Here is a 14,508-nt window from a genome sequence, read left to right as displayed (position 1 = left end):
GCTAGCCGTGGGTCGTGAAGAGCCCCGGCCTAACGACCAGGGCCACCGGCTTGCGGGTCGCCCGCAGGCGCTCACCGGCCCAGGCGACGTCGCCGGCGAGCGCGTCGGGCTCGGGCGCGCGCCACGGGATGCCGAAGAGATCGAGCAGCCGCGGCATCACCTCGCCCATCACCAGGTGCTCGGGGGCATCCTTGCCCGCCATGCCGCGCCAGGTGACCAGCACGAGGCACGGCATCTCGTACAGGAGATGGAGCGACGCGAGGGCGTTCAAGCACACGCCGAGACCCGAATTCTGCATCACGACCATCGGCAGCTTGCCGCCGAGGTAGGCGCCGGCGGCGACGCCGAGCGCCGCGTCCTCGCGCGTCTCGCCGTGATAGAGCTCGCGCCGCTCGAGCTCGGCGATGACCGGGCCGACCAGCGAGCAGGGCACGCCGGTCGCGAAGTCGATGCCGGCGGTGAGAAGCGAGTCGACGAATCGATCGGCCGGGAACGCCACTCAGCTCTGCACTTCGCGCCAGGCGCGGCGATAGTCGTCGAAGCTCTCGATCTCCATCCAGCCCTTGTGGATCTCGACCGCGACCACCGGCTCGCCGCGGTCGATGAGCGCCTGGAGCACGTGCGTGAGGCTCGCGCGCTCGAGGCCCTCCGCACGCCGCGATTCCAGCTCCGCGTGCATCTCCTTGAGGCGGGTCGCGGCCGTCTTCGAGAGCGCCGTGAGCCCGATGAACTCGCCGTGCGCCTCCTCGGGCCGCACCTCGGGACCGATGCGGAGCACGCGGCTCCCCTGCTCGGCGGCGACGAAGCGGCGGCCCTCGGGCGGGGCGTCGGTGACGACGAGATCGTGTCCCGTGGGTGCCTGCCCCGCCCGCAGGAGATCCGGGAACGAGCGATCGACGACCACGGCGATGTCGGCGGGCGCGCGCAGCAGGCGCTCGAGCACGCTCTGCTCGAAGACGATGTCGCCGTACAGCACGACCACCGGGCCCGTGAGCGCCTCCTCGGCGCGCATCAGCGAGTACAGCTCGCCCGTCTCGCGAAAGCGGTCGTTGTCGACCAGCCGGGCGCCGGCGACGTGGACCTGCTGCTTCTTGTAGCCGCGCACGATGGTCACGTCGCGGATACCGGCCTCGTGAAGCGATTCCACCTGCCGGTCGAGGATCGTCTTGCCCTTCACGTCGAGCATGACGCGGGGGCGATCCTGGTCGGGCAGCAGGGTCTGCGTGTCCGTGCCGGCGGCCAGGATGACGGCCTGCGGCGCCTCGGGACCGGCGAACAGGAACCGCTTCTCGTTCGCCTTGAGCTCCGGAACGCCGACCAGGCGATAGACCTCCTCGAGCGGGACGATGTGCGCCTCGACCGACGAGACCTTCTCGGTCTCCCGCATGCGCCGGAGGGCGTCGCGCATGGCGACGATCGCGGCGCGGAGCGGCTGGTTCGCGAAGATGGCGAGCCGAAAGCCCGCGCGTGCGAGCTCGGCGGTGCTGACGTCCGGGTAGGTCGTCGGGACGGCGACCAGCGGCACGGGGCGATCCCACGCCGCCCCGAATGCGGCCAGCTCCGTGAAGTCCTTCGCCTTCGAGTGGACGAGCACCGCGTCGGCGCCGGCATCCGCGTACAGGCGGGCGCGCAGCAGGGCCTCGTCCTGCCCCATCCCGACGATGAGGGCCTCGGTGCGCGCGATCACCGCGAAGTCGCGGCTCCGGCGCGCGGCGACCGCAGCCTCGACCTTGCGGGCGTGCTCCTCGGGCGCAACCAGGTCGCGACGCACGCCGGCGTAGAAGGAGCACCGCTTCGGGAACTCGTTGTCCTCGATGCAGATCCCCGCGGCCCCGGCGCGCTCGAACTCCGTCACCGTCCGCATGACGTTGATGGCGTTGCCGTACCCGTTGTCGCAGTCTGCGACGACGGAGATCTCGACCGCGTCGCAGATGCGCCGGACGGCGTCGAGCGTCTCCGTCAAGGTCAGGATGTTCGCGTCCGGGACGGCCTGGACGGCGGAGATACCGAAGCCGCTGGCCCAGATGGCATCGAAGCCGGCCTCTTCGGCGAGCTTCGCCGAGAGGGCGTCGTGCGCACCCGCGGCAAGGAGAACCGGGTGATCCGGCCGGGGCTGCCGCAGGCGGGGCATGAGAGCCTCTCGCATGGGAAGGCGGGTTTATAGCGGTGGGTCGGTGGCCCAGCAATGGGATTGTTCTGCTCGGTGATACGACGTTGACCGCCCGTATGGTTGCGCGTCCATCATCGGTCATATACCACCCTTACTTACCGCTCGGTCAGCACCGCAATATGACCGTCGCGTGTCTCCTTCAGGGAGGAAGAAGATGCGGACCCTTTTCCTCAACCCGCCCTCGTACGACGACTTCGACGGGGGAGCAGGCGCTCGCTACCAGGCAAAACGCGAGGTCTGGTCGTTCTGGTACCCGACCTGGTTGTCCTACCCGGCAGGCATGCTGCCCGGGGCACGGCTGCTGGATGCGCCGCCCGAGCACATGACCATCGATCAGGTGGTCGCTGTCGCCAAGGACTTCGACCACATCGTCATCCATACGAGCACGCCGTCCTTCCGCGCCGACGTCCGCACCGCCCAGGCGCTCAAGAGCGCCAAGCCCGACACCGTGATCGGCTTCGTCGGCGGCCACGTGACGGCGCGCCCGGAGGAGTCCCTGCGCTTTGCGGGCGTCGTCGACTACGTCGCGCGCAAGGAGTTCGACATCGCCGTGGTCGCGGTCGCCGAAGGCCGCCCGTTCCGCGACGTGAAGGGCATCTGCTACCTCGAGAACGGCGTCTACCATCACAACGACGAGCCCGACCCGCTCACGACCGAGCAGCTCGACGCGCTCCCGTTCTCGACCGACGTCTACGCGCGCGACCTCGACTACAAGAAGTACAACTCGCCCTACTGCCAGTACCCCTACGTGTCGCTCTACACGGGCCGGGGCTGTCCGGCGCGTTGCACGTTCTGCCTGTGGCCGCAGGTGACGACGGGCCACAGCTACCGCACGCGCAGCGTCGAGAACGTGCTCGAAGAGTGCGCGAGCCTGCGCCGCTACTTCCCCGAGATGAAGGAGCTGTTCTTCGACGACGATACGTTCACGGCCGACCCCAAGCGCGCGGTCGAGATCGCCAAGGGGCTCGGCAGGCTCGGCATCACCTGGTCCACGAACTCGCGCGCGAACGTCGACCGCGAGACGCTGAAGGCGATGAAGGACGGCGGGCTCCGCCTGTTCGTCGTGGGCTACGAGTCGGGGAACGAGCAGATCCTCAAGAACATCAAGAAGGGCGTGTCGGTCGAGCGCGCGCGCCGCTTCACCAAGGACTGTCACGACGTCGGCATCCTCATCCACGGCACGTTCATCGTCGGGCTGCCGGGCGAGACGCGCGACACGATCGAGGAGACGATCCGCTTCGCGCAGGAGATGCAGCCCGAGACGCTGCAGGTCTCGCTCGCGTCGCCGTACCCTGGCACCGCGATGTACGATTGGGTGCGCGAGCACAAGTACCTCACGGTCGACAGCCTCGTCGACGAGACCGGCTACCAGAAGTGCACGGTCTCGTATCCCGAGGCGTCCGCCGACGACATCTTCAAGGCCGTCGAGACGTTCTACCGCCGCTACTATTTCAGCCGGCGCTACATCTGGAAGTCGGTGAAGAAGATGATGCGCGACCGCGAGGAGGCGAAGCGCCTGCTCAGCGAGGGCAGGCAGTTCATCGGCTCGATGCTGAAGCGGCGGCAGATCGCACAGACGGCGACCCCGCCCGGAGCCGGCGCTCCGGCGTGATGTCCCCCGTCGTGTGGGCCGTGCTCGCGTGCTCGGTCGTCGCGACCGGGTACCAGCTCTTCCAGCTCGTCGGTGCGGCGGCGTTCTTCCGCCGCGCCCGCCGGCGGGCGGCGCGCGCGAAGGACTACCGGCCGCCGGTCACGATCCTCAAGCCCCTCAAGGGCCGCGGCATCGACCTCTACGCGAACCTCGCGAGCTTCTGCCGCCAGGACTACCCCGAGTACCAGATCGTGTTCGGGGTGACCGATCCGAACGATCCCGCGGTCGAGATCGTGCACAAGATCCAGCGCGACTTCCCCGAACGCGACCTCGTCCTCTCGATCGGCGACCGGCCGGGAACCAACCGCAAGGTCGCCAACCTGTGCCATATGATGGCGCACGCGAAGCACCCGGTGCTGGCGCTCTCGGACGCCGACATCCGCGTGCGACCCGACTACCTGCGCCGCGTCGTGGCGCCGCTCGCCAAGCCGAAGGTCGGCCTCACGAGCTGCCTCTATCGCGGCCGCGGCTTCTTCGGATTGCCATCGGTCGCGGAGTCGCTCCTCATCAACACCGACTTCATCCCGATGGTGCTCGCGGCCCACTTCACCGGCCAGAGCTACGCGCTCGGCGCCGCGATGACGTTCAAGCGCGAGGCGCTGGACGCGATCGGCGGCTTTCTGCCGCTCGCCGACTACCTCGCCGACGACAACCGACTGGGCGCGTGGATGAAGGAGGCGGGCTACGAGCTCGTGCTCCTGCCGTACATCGTCGAAACCATCCTCGACTCCACCACCGTGGGCGACGTCTGGCGCCATCAGGTGCGGTGGGCGCGCACCTACCGCGTCTGCCTGCCCGTGGGCTGGTTCGCGTCGGTCGTCACGCACGCGATGCTGTGGGGTCTCCTGGCGCTCGTCGTGACGCGCGGCTCGCTCCTCGGGTGGGGGTTCTTCGCCGCCGCGATCACGGCGCGCGTCGGAACGCTGCGCGCCATCATGCGGCTCCTGCGCGAGCGCGACACGCCACGGCACATGTGGATGGTCCCGTTGAAGGACCTCGGCTACTCCGCCGTGTGGCTCGCGTCGTGGCTCGGCTCGAACGTCGTGTGGAGCGGCCAGCACCTTCGCGTCCTGCGGGACGGGCGCATGGTACCGCTCGGCGGCGATCTGCCGTCGGGCGCGCGCGAGCCCGCGTTCCAGCAGCACGAGACGCACGCGGCCTAGGGCCGCCGCCGACCGAGCGCGACCAGCGCGAAGAAGACGACGTGCGCCAGGTTGGGCGCGGCCGGAACGCTGGAAAAGCGGGCGGCCACCCCCCGGTAACCGATCCCGTACACCGGAATCGCCACCACGCCGAGGTACGTGCCGGCGAGGAGCGCCGTCCCGGACGGTCGCGGCAGCCACGCGAGATCGGGGCGCGCGGCGTTCGAGGCGAGCAGCAGGAGCAGATCGCCGACGCTGGCTGCGATCGCCGCGACGACGCCGATCATGCCGCGGCGAGCTCCCGGTAGCTCGTGAGCCGGATCCCGGCGGCGCGGATCGCCTCCGCGACGCGGGGGCTGGTGAGCCCGGCGACCTCGCCTTCGTGATCGTAGCCCTGCTGGTAGCGAGCCATCGCCGCCGCCTGGCCGGTCGCCGGGTGGCAGTAGATCTCGCTCGCGCCCGGCGGCAACGAGGCGATCACGTGCAGCAGATAGCGTTCGTCGACGTGCCCGGTCTGATGCATGCCGAACACGCGCTCGGTCGTGACGATGCCTGCGGCGCGCAGCCGCGGCGCGGCCCAAGCCGCGAGCGTGTGGAAGACGACGCCCTCGAAGCGCTTGCGCAGACCGTGCCGTCGATCGTACCGCAGGGCCGCGCCCAGATCCTCGCGCGAGAGCCGCATGGCCCGGATGCCGTAGCGCGGGGCCAGCTCGATGAGGATCGGCAGCATCATCGGGTGGAGGTGCATGTTCAGATGCCCGTCGACGTGCGCGAGGGGGAGCCCGGTGCGCGTGAACGCCTCGAGCTGGGCTTCGATCTCGCGCACGAGCTGCGCCCGCCCGACGCGGCGGACGTACGCCCACGCGTAGCGGAGGCCGTTTCGTATGGGCGTGTCGCGGAACGCGCCGTCGGCCCCGACGAGCTCCGGGATCGCCCGCGGCGGCGTGGCGGCCCGCCCTTGCGCCATGACGAGGTGGAGCCCCACCGCGAGCGTCGCACGGGTGCGCGCGAGCTCGACCGCGTGGGCGGCGGCCTCGCCCGTCACCATGAGGCTCGTCGAGGTGAGGATGCCGTGCTCGTGGGCGCGGACGATGCCCTCGTTCACCTCGACCGCGGCGCCGAAGTCGTCGCCGCTGACGATGAGGCGCGTCGTGCTCACCGCAAGCCGTCGATCGCCGGGAGCGGACCGCGCTGGCGCAGGTCGTGGAGCGTCACCGTCAGCTGGTCGAGCTGCTCCTCGAGGTGGCCGGGATCGTCGAACGGCAGGAAGATCCCCTCGCGACGCCGGTCGCGGAGCCATCCGGCGAGGACCGTCGTCGCCTCGACGTCGGCACGCTCGAGCGGCAGGCTCTGATAGCGGCCGAAGCGCTCGCGGATGACGCTCATCGCGGCGCGCAGGTCGCCGTCGGCGCCGAGCCGGGACTCGAACGCGAGCCGCCCGCCCAGCACGACGTAGAGCTGCGCCTCCTCGCGCGCGACGGTCGGCAGCAGGACGACGTAGTTCTGCCGGGTGACGATGCGGGCGCGCGCCGCGAGCCGATCGCGCATCGTCGTGAGGGTCGCGCGATCCGCTTCGGTGAGATCACCGGCCATGAGATCGGCCCGTCCTTCGGCAAAGGCGCGAAACGACTCGACGCGTGACGGGTAGACGTTCGGATCCGGCGGCGGGTCGGAGATGCGCGTCCGCAGCCCGAAGGCGCGCGCCAGCGTCTCCTGCGCACGCCGCGCGAGGTCGATCGAGTCGAGCGGACCCAGATAGAGCGCGCGGTCCGTCCCGAGGCGATGCGTGACGGCCAGGCGCGGCGCCGCGCTGCGCGGGTTCAGCTTGAGGAAGCCGAGACGCGGCAGGTGACGGCGGTTGCGGTTGCGCGGTGGACGCTCGTCGTGGATGAGCCGCGCCTCCAGCAACGCCGCCGCCAGCTCGGAGCCCGTCTCGACGATCGTGAAGTCGTGCACCAGGCGCACGAGCGCCAGCGTGTGCGACGAATGGCCCTCGGGGCTCGCGAAGTAGCTCGCGAGGCGATCCCGCAGGCGCCGCGCCCGCCCGACGTAGAGCAGGCGGCCGTCCTCGTCGAGGAGCCGATACACACCCGGCGTCGGGGGGACGTCGGCGAGCCGGTCGAGCGGCACGTGGACTTCCCAGGGCTCGCCGTCGGGCGCCTGGCGCTGGAAAGCGAGCAGGTCACCCACGCGCGTCACGCCGCGCGCCGCGAGCTGCTCCAGGAACACGCACAGCACCTCGGCCGTGATGCGCGCGTCGCCCAGGCCACGGTGGCGATCGACGATGCCGATGCCGAGCGCGCTCGCGACGCTGTCGAGCCCCTTGCGCTCGAGCTCGGGCTGGAGCCGGCGCGCGAGGCGCAGCGTGCAGACGGCCGGAAGGTCGACGGCGCGTCCCTCGAGCGCGCGGCGCGCGGCGTTCAAGTGGCCCATGTCGAACGCGGCGTTGTGGGCCACGAGGATGGCGTCGCCGGCGAAGGCGAGAAACCCCCGCAGCGCGTCCGCGATGGGCGGCGCACCCGCGACCATCTCGTCGGTGATTCCCGTGAGGCCGCTGATGAACGGCGGGATCGGGTGGCCGGGGTTCACGAGCGTCGCGAACGTCTCGTGCAGGCGTCCCCCCTGCACGCGTACGGCGCCGATCTCGGTGATGCCGGTCGCGCCCGGTGCGCGCCCGGTGGTCTCGAGGTCGACGACGACGAACGCCGTCTCCGCGAGCGGGCGCGCGAGCAGCTCGTGGTCGCGGACCGTCCAGCGGCCCCTGCCCTCGTCGAAATGGAAGCGCGCGTCGGCGTCCAGGAGGAGCGCGACGATGCGGTGCGCGAACTCGCGATCGCGCCCGGGCGAGGTGAAGACGAGCTGCGACAGCTCGTCGGGCGTCGCGCCGGCGGGCCGCTCGAGCAGGTAGTCGTAGAGGCGCTGTCGCACCTACTAGAAACTGAAGAACGGCTTGCGCTTGGTCGGCGCGCCGGGCGCGCGCTCGCGGCCGACGACCTTCCCGAGCTTCGCCCCGAACTCTTCCAGCTCCTGACGCTGGCGCTCCTCGAACAGCTCGAGCTCGCGCTGGCGCTTGTCGTGGAACCGCGCGAACGCATCCGACCACTTCGCGTGAAAGCCCTCGATGGCCTCGCGCACCGCGCGCACCATGCTGAGCGTCGGGACGAGCGAGCCGAGGCAGTGCGGGCAGCGGAACACGACGCCCGCCTGGAAGCGATCGAACGGCACCGTGTACTCGCCCGTGCAGCGATAGCAGCGGATCGGGATCTCCCACTCATCGGGCGACGGGATGGCGAGCCCCGGCGCCGCCTCGTAGACGACGTCGGTGGCGGCGGCCGCCGCGACCGGCGCCACCGCCGCGGGCGCAGCCGGCGCGCCCGCCGGTGCCGCGGCCGCCTTCGGCGCCTCGCCGCCTTCCTTCTTGAAGCGCGACGGGGCGTCGTCGGGGATGCTCTCGCCCGGATGGAGCGCGCGGGCGCGCAGCAGCAGCACGTCGTGCGTCTCCGGAATGTCGGGGTTCGGCACGCAGCAGTCGACCGGGCACACGGCCGCGCAGGCCTCGTGGTCGTGGAAGCCGACGCACTCGGTGCACTTCTCGGGGACGATGTAGAAGATGTCGTTCGAGAGCGGCTTGTGCATGGCGCCGTCCGGGGCCTGCCAGTCGACGCCGCCCTGATAGATGGCGGTGTTCGGACACTCCGGCTCGCAGGCGCCGCAGTTGATGCACTCGCTCGTGATCATCGTCGCCATGACCCCGCAGGAATAACCCCCCACACCCCGCCGTTCAAACGGGCGAGCGCGGCTGGACCCTCGCGCCAAACTGCGCTACCTCCACCCCGGTATGAGTAGCGACGGCAATCGCCGTCTCCACAGGTAGGAACCCCAGCGCGGCTCGCCCTCTTGGCACCCGCTCTGGGCCAAGACGAGGACCGAGCCATGAGCGCCGAAACGAGCGCGTGGAGTGGGCCGACGATCACGCCCCTCCGAGCCGAGGAGCTGAAGGACGCGTGGGACGTCCTGTCGGCCGGCGAGCGGCTGGAAGGGCTCCGCCTGCTCACGTGGACCGAAGCCGAGGAGCTGATTCAGGCCCTCGAGACACGTGACCAGACGGAGCTCTTTCTCGCTGCGCCGCCGCAGGAGGCCCGGACGTGGATGCGTCTGCTGCCGCCCGACGACACCGCCGACGTGATCCAGGAAGCACCGATCGAGGATCGACCGCGGCTGCTCGGGCTGCTCGACGACTCGACGCGAAAAGAGGTCGTGGCCCTCCTCGCCTACGCCGAGGACGACGCCGGCGGTCTCATGAACCCGCGCTACGTCCGCCTCCGTCCGGAGATGAGCGTCGACGAAGCGACCAGCTACCTGCGGCGCCAGGCGCGCGAGCACGCCGAGACGCTCTATTACGTCTACGTGCTCGATCCCGATCAGAAGCTCCTCGGCGTCATCACGTTCCGGGACCTCCTCATCGCACCGCCCGAGCGACGCGTGCGCGACGTCATGCGCACCGACGTCGTCGTCGCCGAGGAGGAGATGGACCAGGAGGCGCTCTCGGCCCTGTTCGCGGAGCACAACTTCATCGCCATTCCGGTCGTCGACAAGGACCGCCGGATGAAGGGCATCGTCACCGTCGACGACATCGTCGACGTCGTGCGCGAGGAGGCGACCGAAGACATCCAGAAGATCGGCGGCATGGAAGCCCTCGACGCGCCGTACCTGGACGTGAGCTTCCGCCAGATGGTCCGCAAGCGCGCCGGCTGGCTCTCCGCGCTCTTCATCGGCGAGATGTTCACGGCGACGGCGATGGGCTACTTCGAGCGCGAGATCGCGCGCGCCGTCGTGCTCGCGCTGTTCGTGCCGCTCATCATCTCGAGCGGCGGCAACTCCGGCTCGCAGGCCTCGACGCTCGTGATCCGCGCCATGGCGCTGCAGGAGCTGCGACTGCGCGACTGGTGGCGCGTCGTGCGCCGCGAGATCGCAGCGGGCCTCTCGCTCGGCGCGATCCTGGCCACGATCGGTCTCGTGCGGATCCTCGCCTGGCAGGCGCTCTTCGGCCTCTACGGCGACCACTACCTCCTGATCGCGATCACGGTGGCGGCGAGCCTCATCGGTGTCGTCATGTGGGGCACGCTGGTCGGCGCCACGCTGCCGATGCTGCTGACGCGCCTCGGCTTCGACCCCGCGAGCGCCTCGGCGCCGTTCGTGGCAACGCTCGTCGACGTCAGCGGCATCGTCATCTACTTCACCGTGGGGAGCGTCGTGCTCGGCGGGACGCTGCTCTAGACCGATGGCCCCGAGCGCCGGCGAGGACGCACGTCGCAATCGCGCCGTCTGGAACGCCTGGGCCGAGGACTATCGCGTCGACGGCCGGCGAAGCTGGGCGTCGACCGAGCCGTGCTGGGGCATCTGGCACGTGCCCGAGCGCGAGCTCGGCGTGTTCGGCGACGTCGCCGGAAAGAACGTGCTCGAGCTCGGCTGTGGCACGGCCTACCAGTCGGCCTGGCTCGCGCGGCGCGGCGCGCGGGTGGTCGGGCTCGACAACTCGCCGGCGCAGCTCGCGAGCGCACGCCTCCTGCAGCGCGAGATCGGACCCGTCTTCCCGCTGATCCACGCCGACGCCGCCGCCGTACCGCTGCGCGATGCGAGCTTCGACGCCGTCTTCAACGAATACGGCGCCGCGCTGTGGGTCGACCCCGAGCGCTGGGTCGCAGAAGCCGCGCGCCTGCTGCGTCCGGGTGGCCTGCTCGCCTTCCTCAGCAACACACCCCTCCTCCAGGCCTGCTGGCCGATCGACGCATCTGCCGCCGGCACGACGCTCGTGAACGACTACTTCGGCATGCGACGTGACGTCGATCCGAGCGACGGCTCGGTGTACTTCCACCTGCCGCACGGCGAGTGGGTGCGGCTCCTTCGCCGCCACGGGTTCACGGTCGAGGACCTGATCGAGGTACGCCCCGCGCCCGACGCGTCGTCGGGGCGCTGGCAGTTCGTGCCGCTCGAGTGGGCGCGCCGCTGGCCGTCGGAGGAGATCTGGAAGGCGCGGAAACTCTGATGCCGCGCTCCCTGCATCCGCCGGGTGGACTCGGGCGTAGGTGGCCAGAAGGAGAATCGCATGACCTCGCGCCTCGTTCGGTCGCTCACGGCTCTCGCTTGCCTCGGCCTCGTGGAGGCAACGGCAGACGCTGCGACGCGGCCCGGCGACCTCGACCCCACCTTCGGGAGTGGGGGCATCGCGCGCCGAGCGGTGTCCCGGGGGCAGGGCAACGACGTGCTGGCGCTGCCCGACGGCTCCGTGATCGTCGGCGGCACCGGCGACCCCGAAGGGGACGGCGTACGCAAGTTCGTTCTCGTGCGATTCGATGCGCAGGGCTTGCCCCTGCTCGACTTCGGCGACGCCGGTCTCGTCCACACGCGCCTCCCTCTCGCCGACGGCGCGGTCGTACGCCGGCTCGCGCTCGACCCCGACGGGAAGGTCGTCGCCGCGGGCATCACGACGACGCTCCTCGGCACGGGCGAGACATCGAGGCTTCTCATCATGACCCGCTACTTCACCGACGGCGTGTTCGACCGCGACTTCGGCATCGACGGCTTCCGCAACTCGGCCCTGGCCCGCGAGGTCGCCGGCCTCGCGGTGCGTCCCGATCGGACCATCGACTTCGCGGCGACCGACGACGATTTCGTCGGAGGGAGTCTCCCCCTGGGCTCCGGCAGCGGCATCTTCTTCCTGGACGGCCCGTCGTCGGGCGCCGACGTGCTCGAGCAGAGCGACGCGGTCGTATACGGCGGCACGGAGCGCGGAGACTTCGTGCTCTTTCGATTGCTCGGTGGCTCCGACCTGGATCCGAATTTCGGTACCGACGGTATCGTCACCACGTCGCTCGGCGCCGGGTCCGACTCTCTCCGGAAGCTCCTCGGCCAAGCCGACGGCAAGATCGTCGGGGTCGGCGGCACCACGGTCGCACCCGGCGACCACGAGTTCGCCGTGGTCCGCTACGCCGTGGACGGCACCCTGGATCCCACCTTCGGCGACGGGGGCGTCACCGTCACCGCCATCGGGCCGGGCCGCGACGATCCGTTCGACGCCGTCCTCGGGCCCGACGGCAGCATCGTCGTAGTCGGGCAGACGTGCGAGCCCGGGGTCGCGTGCACCGGGGTCCTCGCGCGCTTTCTCACGGACGGGCGGCTCGATCCCGCGTTCGGCGACGGCGGCCTCGCGATCGGCCGGACACCGCCGCTCTTCTCCGTCGCAATGCCCGACGACGGGCACGTCGTCGCGACGGTGCAGAGTACGGACGAGCTCCTCGCCGCCCGCTTCGTCGTCGCCACCTGCGGCAATGGGCGCGTCGAGTCCGGCGAGGCGTGCGACGACGGCAACACCGCCGACGGTGACTGCTGCAGCGCCGCCTGCACCCTCGAGGCCGACGAGAGCCCGTGCGACGACGACGGCAGTGCGTGCACGGCGGACGTCTGCCGCGCCGGCACGTGCGCACACGTGGTCCCGGTCGAGGCGGGCTGCACCGCCGCGGACACCTCGGCGTTGTCGCGAGTGCCTGGCGGCAACGCTGGCGACCGTCTGCGCTGGACCTGGCAGAGCGCGACGCCGGTGGGCGCTGCGAGCTTCGGCGACCCGACGGCGGCGACCGACCTGACGCTCTGCCTGGTCGACGGCGCCGACGAGACGGATCACGCGCTCGCCGAGCTGACGATACCCGGAGCCGCTACGTGCGGCGCGGGCCCGTGCTGGAAGGAGACCCCTCGCGGCTTCCGCTATCGCGATCCGGCCGCGGCGCAGGACGGCGTCAGCGTCCTTCGCCTCGCGTCCACGGCCGCGGGCAGCCGCATCACGCTGAAGGCGAAAGGGCTTCCCGAAGCGCTCCAGCTCCCGGCAGCGTTGCGGGTTCGCCTAGTGCGAGGCGACGCGCCGACGTGCTTCGAAGCCGATCTCGCGCCGGCGCGCGGAGCAACGTTCCGTTCGGCGCCGTAGCTCGCGCCGGCCCCGCGCCCGCTGGCTCACGCCTTCCACGTGATCTGCTGGATCTCCGTGTACTCCTCCATGCCCCACTTGCCGCCCTCGCGGCCGATGCCGCTTTCCTTGAAGCCGCCGAAGGGCGCGTCGGTCATGGGCAGGAGCCCGTTGTTGATCCACACGACGCCGGTGCGGATGCGCTTGGCGACCTCGACCGCCTTGCCGACGTCGGAGGACGAGATGCCGCCGCCCAGGCCATACGTGGAATCGTTCGCGATCCGCACGGCGTCGTCGACGTCCTTGTACGGAATCACGGCGACGACGGGTCCGAAGATCTCCTCGCGCGCGATGCGGATCGTGTTGGAGACGTTGGCGAAGATGGTCGGCTCGAGGAAGTAGCCCTTGGGCAGGTCCTTCGGGCGTCCCCCGCCGGTGACCAGCGTCGCGCCCTCCTTCTTCCCGGCCTCGATGTACTCCTCGATCTTCACGCGTCGCTCCTCGCGCACGACGGGCCCCAGCATGACGGTCGGATCGGCGGGATTGCCGACCTTCACCATGCCCTGCACGAAGCCCGCCATGACCCCGACGAACTCGTCGTGCTTGTCCTGGGGCACGAGCACGCGCGTCGACATGGCGCAGCCCTGTCCGGCGTGGAACATCGCCGGCCCGCTCGCCGTCATCGCCTGCATCTGGAGGTTGTCGGTGTCGAGGTAGAGGCCGACCGACTTGCCGCCGAGCTCCAGGTGCACGCGCTTCAGCGTCTTCGACGCGGCCGCCATGATCGCCTTGCCGGTCGCGACGCTGCCCGTGAAGCTGATCTTGTCGATGCGCGGATCCTCGCACAGGGCCTGGCTGATGGCCGTCGACTGCCCCGTCACCCAGTTGACGACGCCGGGCGGCAGGTCGGCCTCGGCGCAGATCTCGGCGAGGAAGAGGTTGATGAGCGGCCCGTACGGCGACGACTTGAACACCATCGTGCAGCCCGTCGCGAGGGCCGGCCCGAGCTTCTGCATGGCGACGAACACCGGGAAGTTCCAGGTGGGAATCATGCCGCACACGCCCACGGGGTGACGGTAGACGATGCCGGAGTTCATCTGCGGCCCGAGCGGTCCCATCGACGCGCGCGACGGGAGCTGCTCCTCGAACTCGAAACGCAGCGCCAGCTCGGCGTACGCGCGCGCCTGATCGATCGGCGCATCGACCTGCACGGAATGCTCGATGTAGGTCGCCGCGGCCTCGGCGACGAGGAGCGTCCGCATCTCCTCCTTGCGGCGCTCCATTGCGTCCGCGATGCGCATGAGCGCGCGGTGGCGCTCGTGACGGCTGCTCTTCGGCCAGGGCCCTTCGTCGAACGCCTTGCGGGCCGCCGCGATCGCGCGCTGCATGTCCTCGACGCCGCCGTCCGGCGCGTTGCCGATCGTCTCCTCGGTCGCCGGATTCGGCACGTCGTACGTCTTGCCGCTCTTGGCCGGCGTCCACTTCCCGTCGATGAACATCTGCGCTGCGCCCACGATCGTCTCCTTACCGTGCGGATGCTGTGACCCGGCCTGTATAGGACGCCCCCGCTCCGGCTGTCGACCCTGCG

11 protein-coding genes and 1 pseudogene are annotated in these 14,508 nt (G+C 70.6%); 5 read left to right on the top strand and 7 right to left on the bottom strand.

Going from position 1 to position 14,508, the window contains the following annotated elements:
* Nucleotide 1: 1 nt before the first annotated feature.
* Nucleotides 2–499, bottom strand: a complete 498-nt coding sequence (locus tag VMS22_02640; GenBank protein HXJ32910.1) for a thiamine pyrophosphate-binding protein — start codon at nt 497–499, stop codon at nt 2–4.
* Complete coding sequence (locus VMS22_02635; protein HXJ32909.1) at nt 500–2,146, bottom strand: isocitrate lyase/phosphoenolpyruvate mutase family protein; 1,647 nt, start codon at nt 2,144–2,146, stop codon at nt 500–502.
* Nucleotides 2,147–2,324: 178 nt separating this feature from the next.
* Between VMS22_02635 and hpnJ the strand changes: the two genes are divergently transcribed.
* Nucleotides 2,325–3,782 (top strand): hopanoid biosynthesis associated radical SAM protein HpnJ, encoded by a 1,458-nt coding sequence (gene hpnJ, locus VMS22_02630; protein HXJ32908.1) that lies wholly within the window; start codon nt 2,325–2,327, stop codon nt 3,780–3,782.
* Nucleotides 3,782–4,984, top strand: coding sequence for a bacteriohopanetetrol glucosamine biosynthesis glycosyltransferase HpnI (gene hpnI, locus VMS22_02625; protein ID HXJ32907.1), 1,203 nt, complete (start codon nt 3,782–3,784; stop codon nt 4,982–4,984). The genes hpnJ and hpnI overlap by 1 nt, the downstream gene beginning before the upstream one ends.
* Here hpnI and VMS22_02620 read toward each other — a convergent pair.
* The 4 genes and pseudogenes from VMS22_02620 to VMS22_02605 form a co-directional block, all read right to left on the bottom strand.
* Entirely contained in the window at nt 4,981–5,250 is a 270-nt protein-coding gene (locus tag VMS22_02620; GenBank protein HXJ32906.1) for a hypothetical protein, read from the bottom strand. The two genes, hpnI and VMS22_02620, sit on opposite strands and share 4 nt — an antisense overlap.
* Nucleotides 5,247–6,122: a hopanoid biosynthesis-associated protein HpnK gene (gene hpnK / locus VMS22_02615; GenBank protein HXJ32905.1), complete on the bottom strand. Its 876-nt coding sequence runs from the start codon at nt 6,120–6,122 to the stop codon at nt 5,247–5,249. Before hpnK ends, VMS22_02620 begins: the two co-directional genes overlap by 4 nt.
* On the bottom strand, nt 6,119–7,891 hold the full coding sequence (locus tag VMS22_02610; GenBank protein HXJ32904.1) for an exonuclease domain-containing protein: 1,773 nt from the start codon (nt 7,889–7,891) through the stop codon (nt 6,119–6,121). Before VMS22_02610 ends, hpnK begins: the two co-directional genes overlap by 4 nt.
* A 531-nt stretch (nt 7,892–8,422) precedes the next feature.
* A pseudogene (locus tag VMS22_02605) lies at nt 8,423–8,710 on the bottom strand (4Fe-4S dicluster domain-containing protein).
* Nucleotides 8,711–8,896: 186 nt separating this feature from the next.
* Here VMS22_02605 and mgtE point away from each other — a divergent pair.
* The 3 genes from mgtE to VMS22_02590 are packed head-to-tail and all read left to right on the top strand — an operon-like array spanning nt 8,897 to nt 12,941.
* Nucleotides 8,897–10,240 (top strand): magnesium transporter, encoded by a 1,344-nt coding sequence (gene mgtE / locus VMS22_02600; GenBank protein HXJ32903.1) that lies wholly within the window; start codon nt 8,897–8,899, stop codon nt 10,238–10,240.
* 4 nt (nt 10,241–10,244) lie between these two features.
* Nucleotides 10,245–11,009, top strand: a complete 765-nt coding sequence (locus VMS22_02595) for a class I SAM-dependent methyltransferase (GenBank protein HXJ32902.1) — start codon at nt 10,245–10,247, stop codon at nt 11,007–11,009.
* Between the two features lie 60 nt (nt 11,010–11,069).
* Nucleotides 11,070–12,941: a hypothetical protein gene (locus VMS22_02590; GenBank protein HXJ32901.1), complete on the top strand. Its 1,872-nt coding sequence runs from the start codon at nt 11,070–11,072 to the stop codon at nt 12,939–12,941.
* A gap of 26 nt (nt 12,942–12,967) precedes the next feature.
* Here the strand turns inward: VMS22_02590 and VMS22_02585 are convergent, their stop codons facing one another.
* Complete coding sequence (locus VMS22_02585; GenBank protein HXJ32900.1) at nt 12,968–14,434, bottom strand: aldehyde dehydrogenase family protein; 1,467 nt, start codon at nt 14,432–14,434, stop codon at nt 12,968–12,970.
* Nucleotides 14,435–14,508 lie beyond the last annotated feature (74 nt).

The organism is Candidatus Eisenbacteria bacterium (genome assembly GCA_035577985.1).
Classification (GTDB): Bacteria; Desulfobacterota; Binatia; order DP-6; family DP-6; genus DATJZY01.
The sequence above is the reverse complement of the archived record's forward strand: the minus strand, read 5'-3'. Positions and strand labels throughout refer to the sequence as shown.

Excerpts from the sequence above, each read along its gene's own strand:
- VMS22_02635 (HXJ32909.1), bottom strand. The coding sequence starts at position 2,146 with ATGCGAGAGGCTCTCATGCCCCGCCTGCGGCAGCCCCGGCCGGATCAC.
- hpnJ (HXJ32908.1), top strand. The coding sequence starts at position 2,325 with ATGCGGACCCTTTTCCTCAACCCGCCCTCGTACGACGACTTCGACGGG.
- hpnI (HXJ32907.1), top strand. The coding sequence starts at position 3,782 with ATGTCCCCCGTCGTGTGGGCCGTGCTCGCGTGCTCGGTCGTCGCGACC.
- VMS22_02620 (HXJ32906.1), bottom strand. The coding sequence starts at position 5,250 with ATGATCGGCGTCGTCGCGGCGATCGCAGCCAGCGTCGGCGATCTGCTC.
- mgtE (HXJ32903.1), top strand. The coding sequence starts at position 8,897 with ATGAGCGCCGAAACGAGCGCGTGGAGTGGGCCGACGATCACGCCCCTC.
- VMS22_02595 (HXJ32902.1), top strand. The coding sequence starts at position 10,245 with ATGGCCCCGAGCGCCGGCGAGGACGCACGTCGCAATCGCGCCGTCTGG.
- VMS22_02590 (HXJ32901.1), top strand. The coding sequence starts at position 11,070 with ATGACCTCGCGCCTCGTTCGGTCGCTCACGGCTCTCGCTTGCCTCGGC.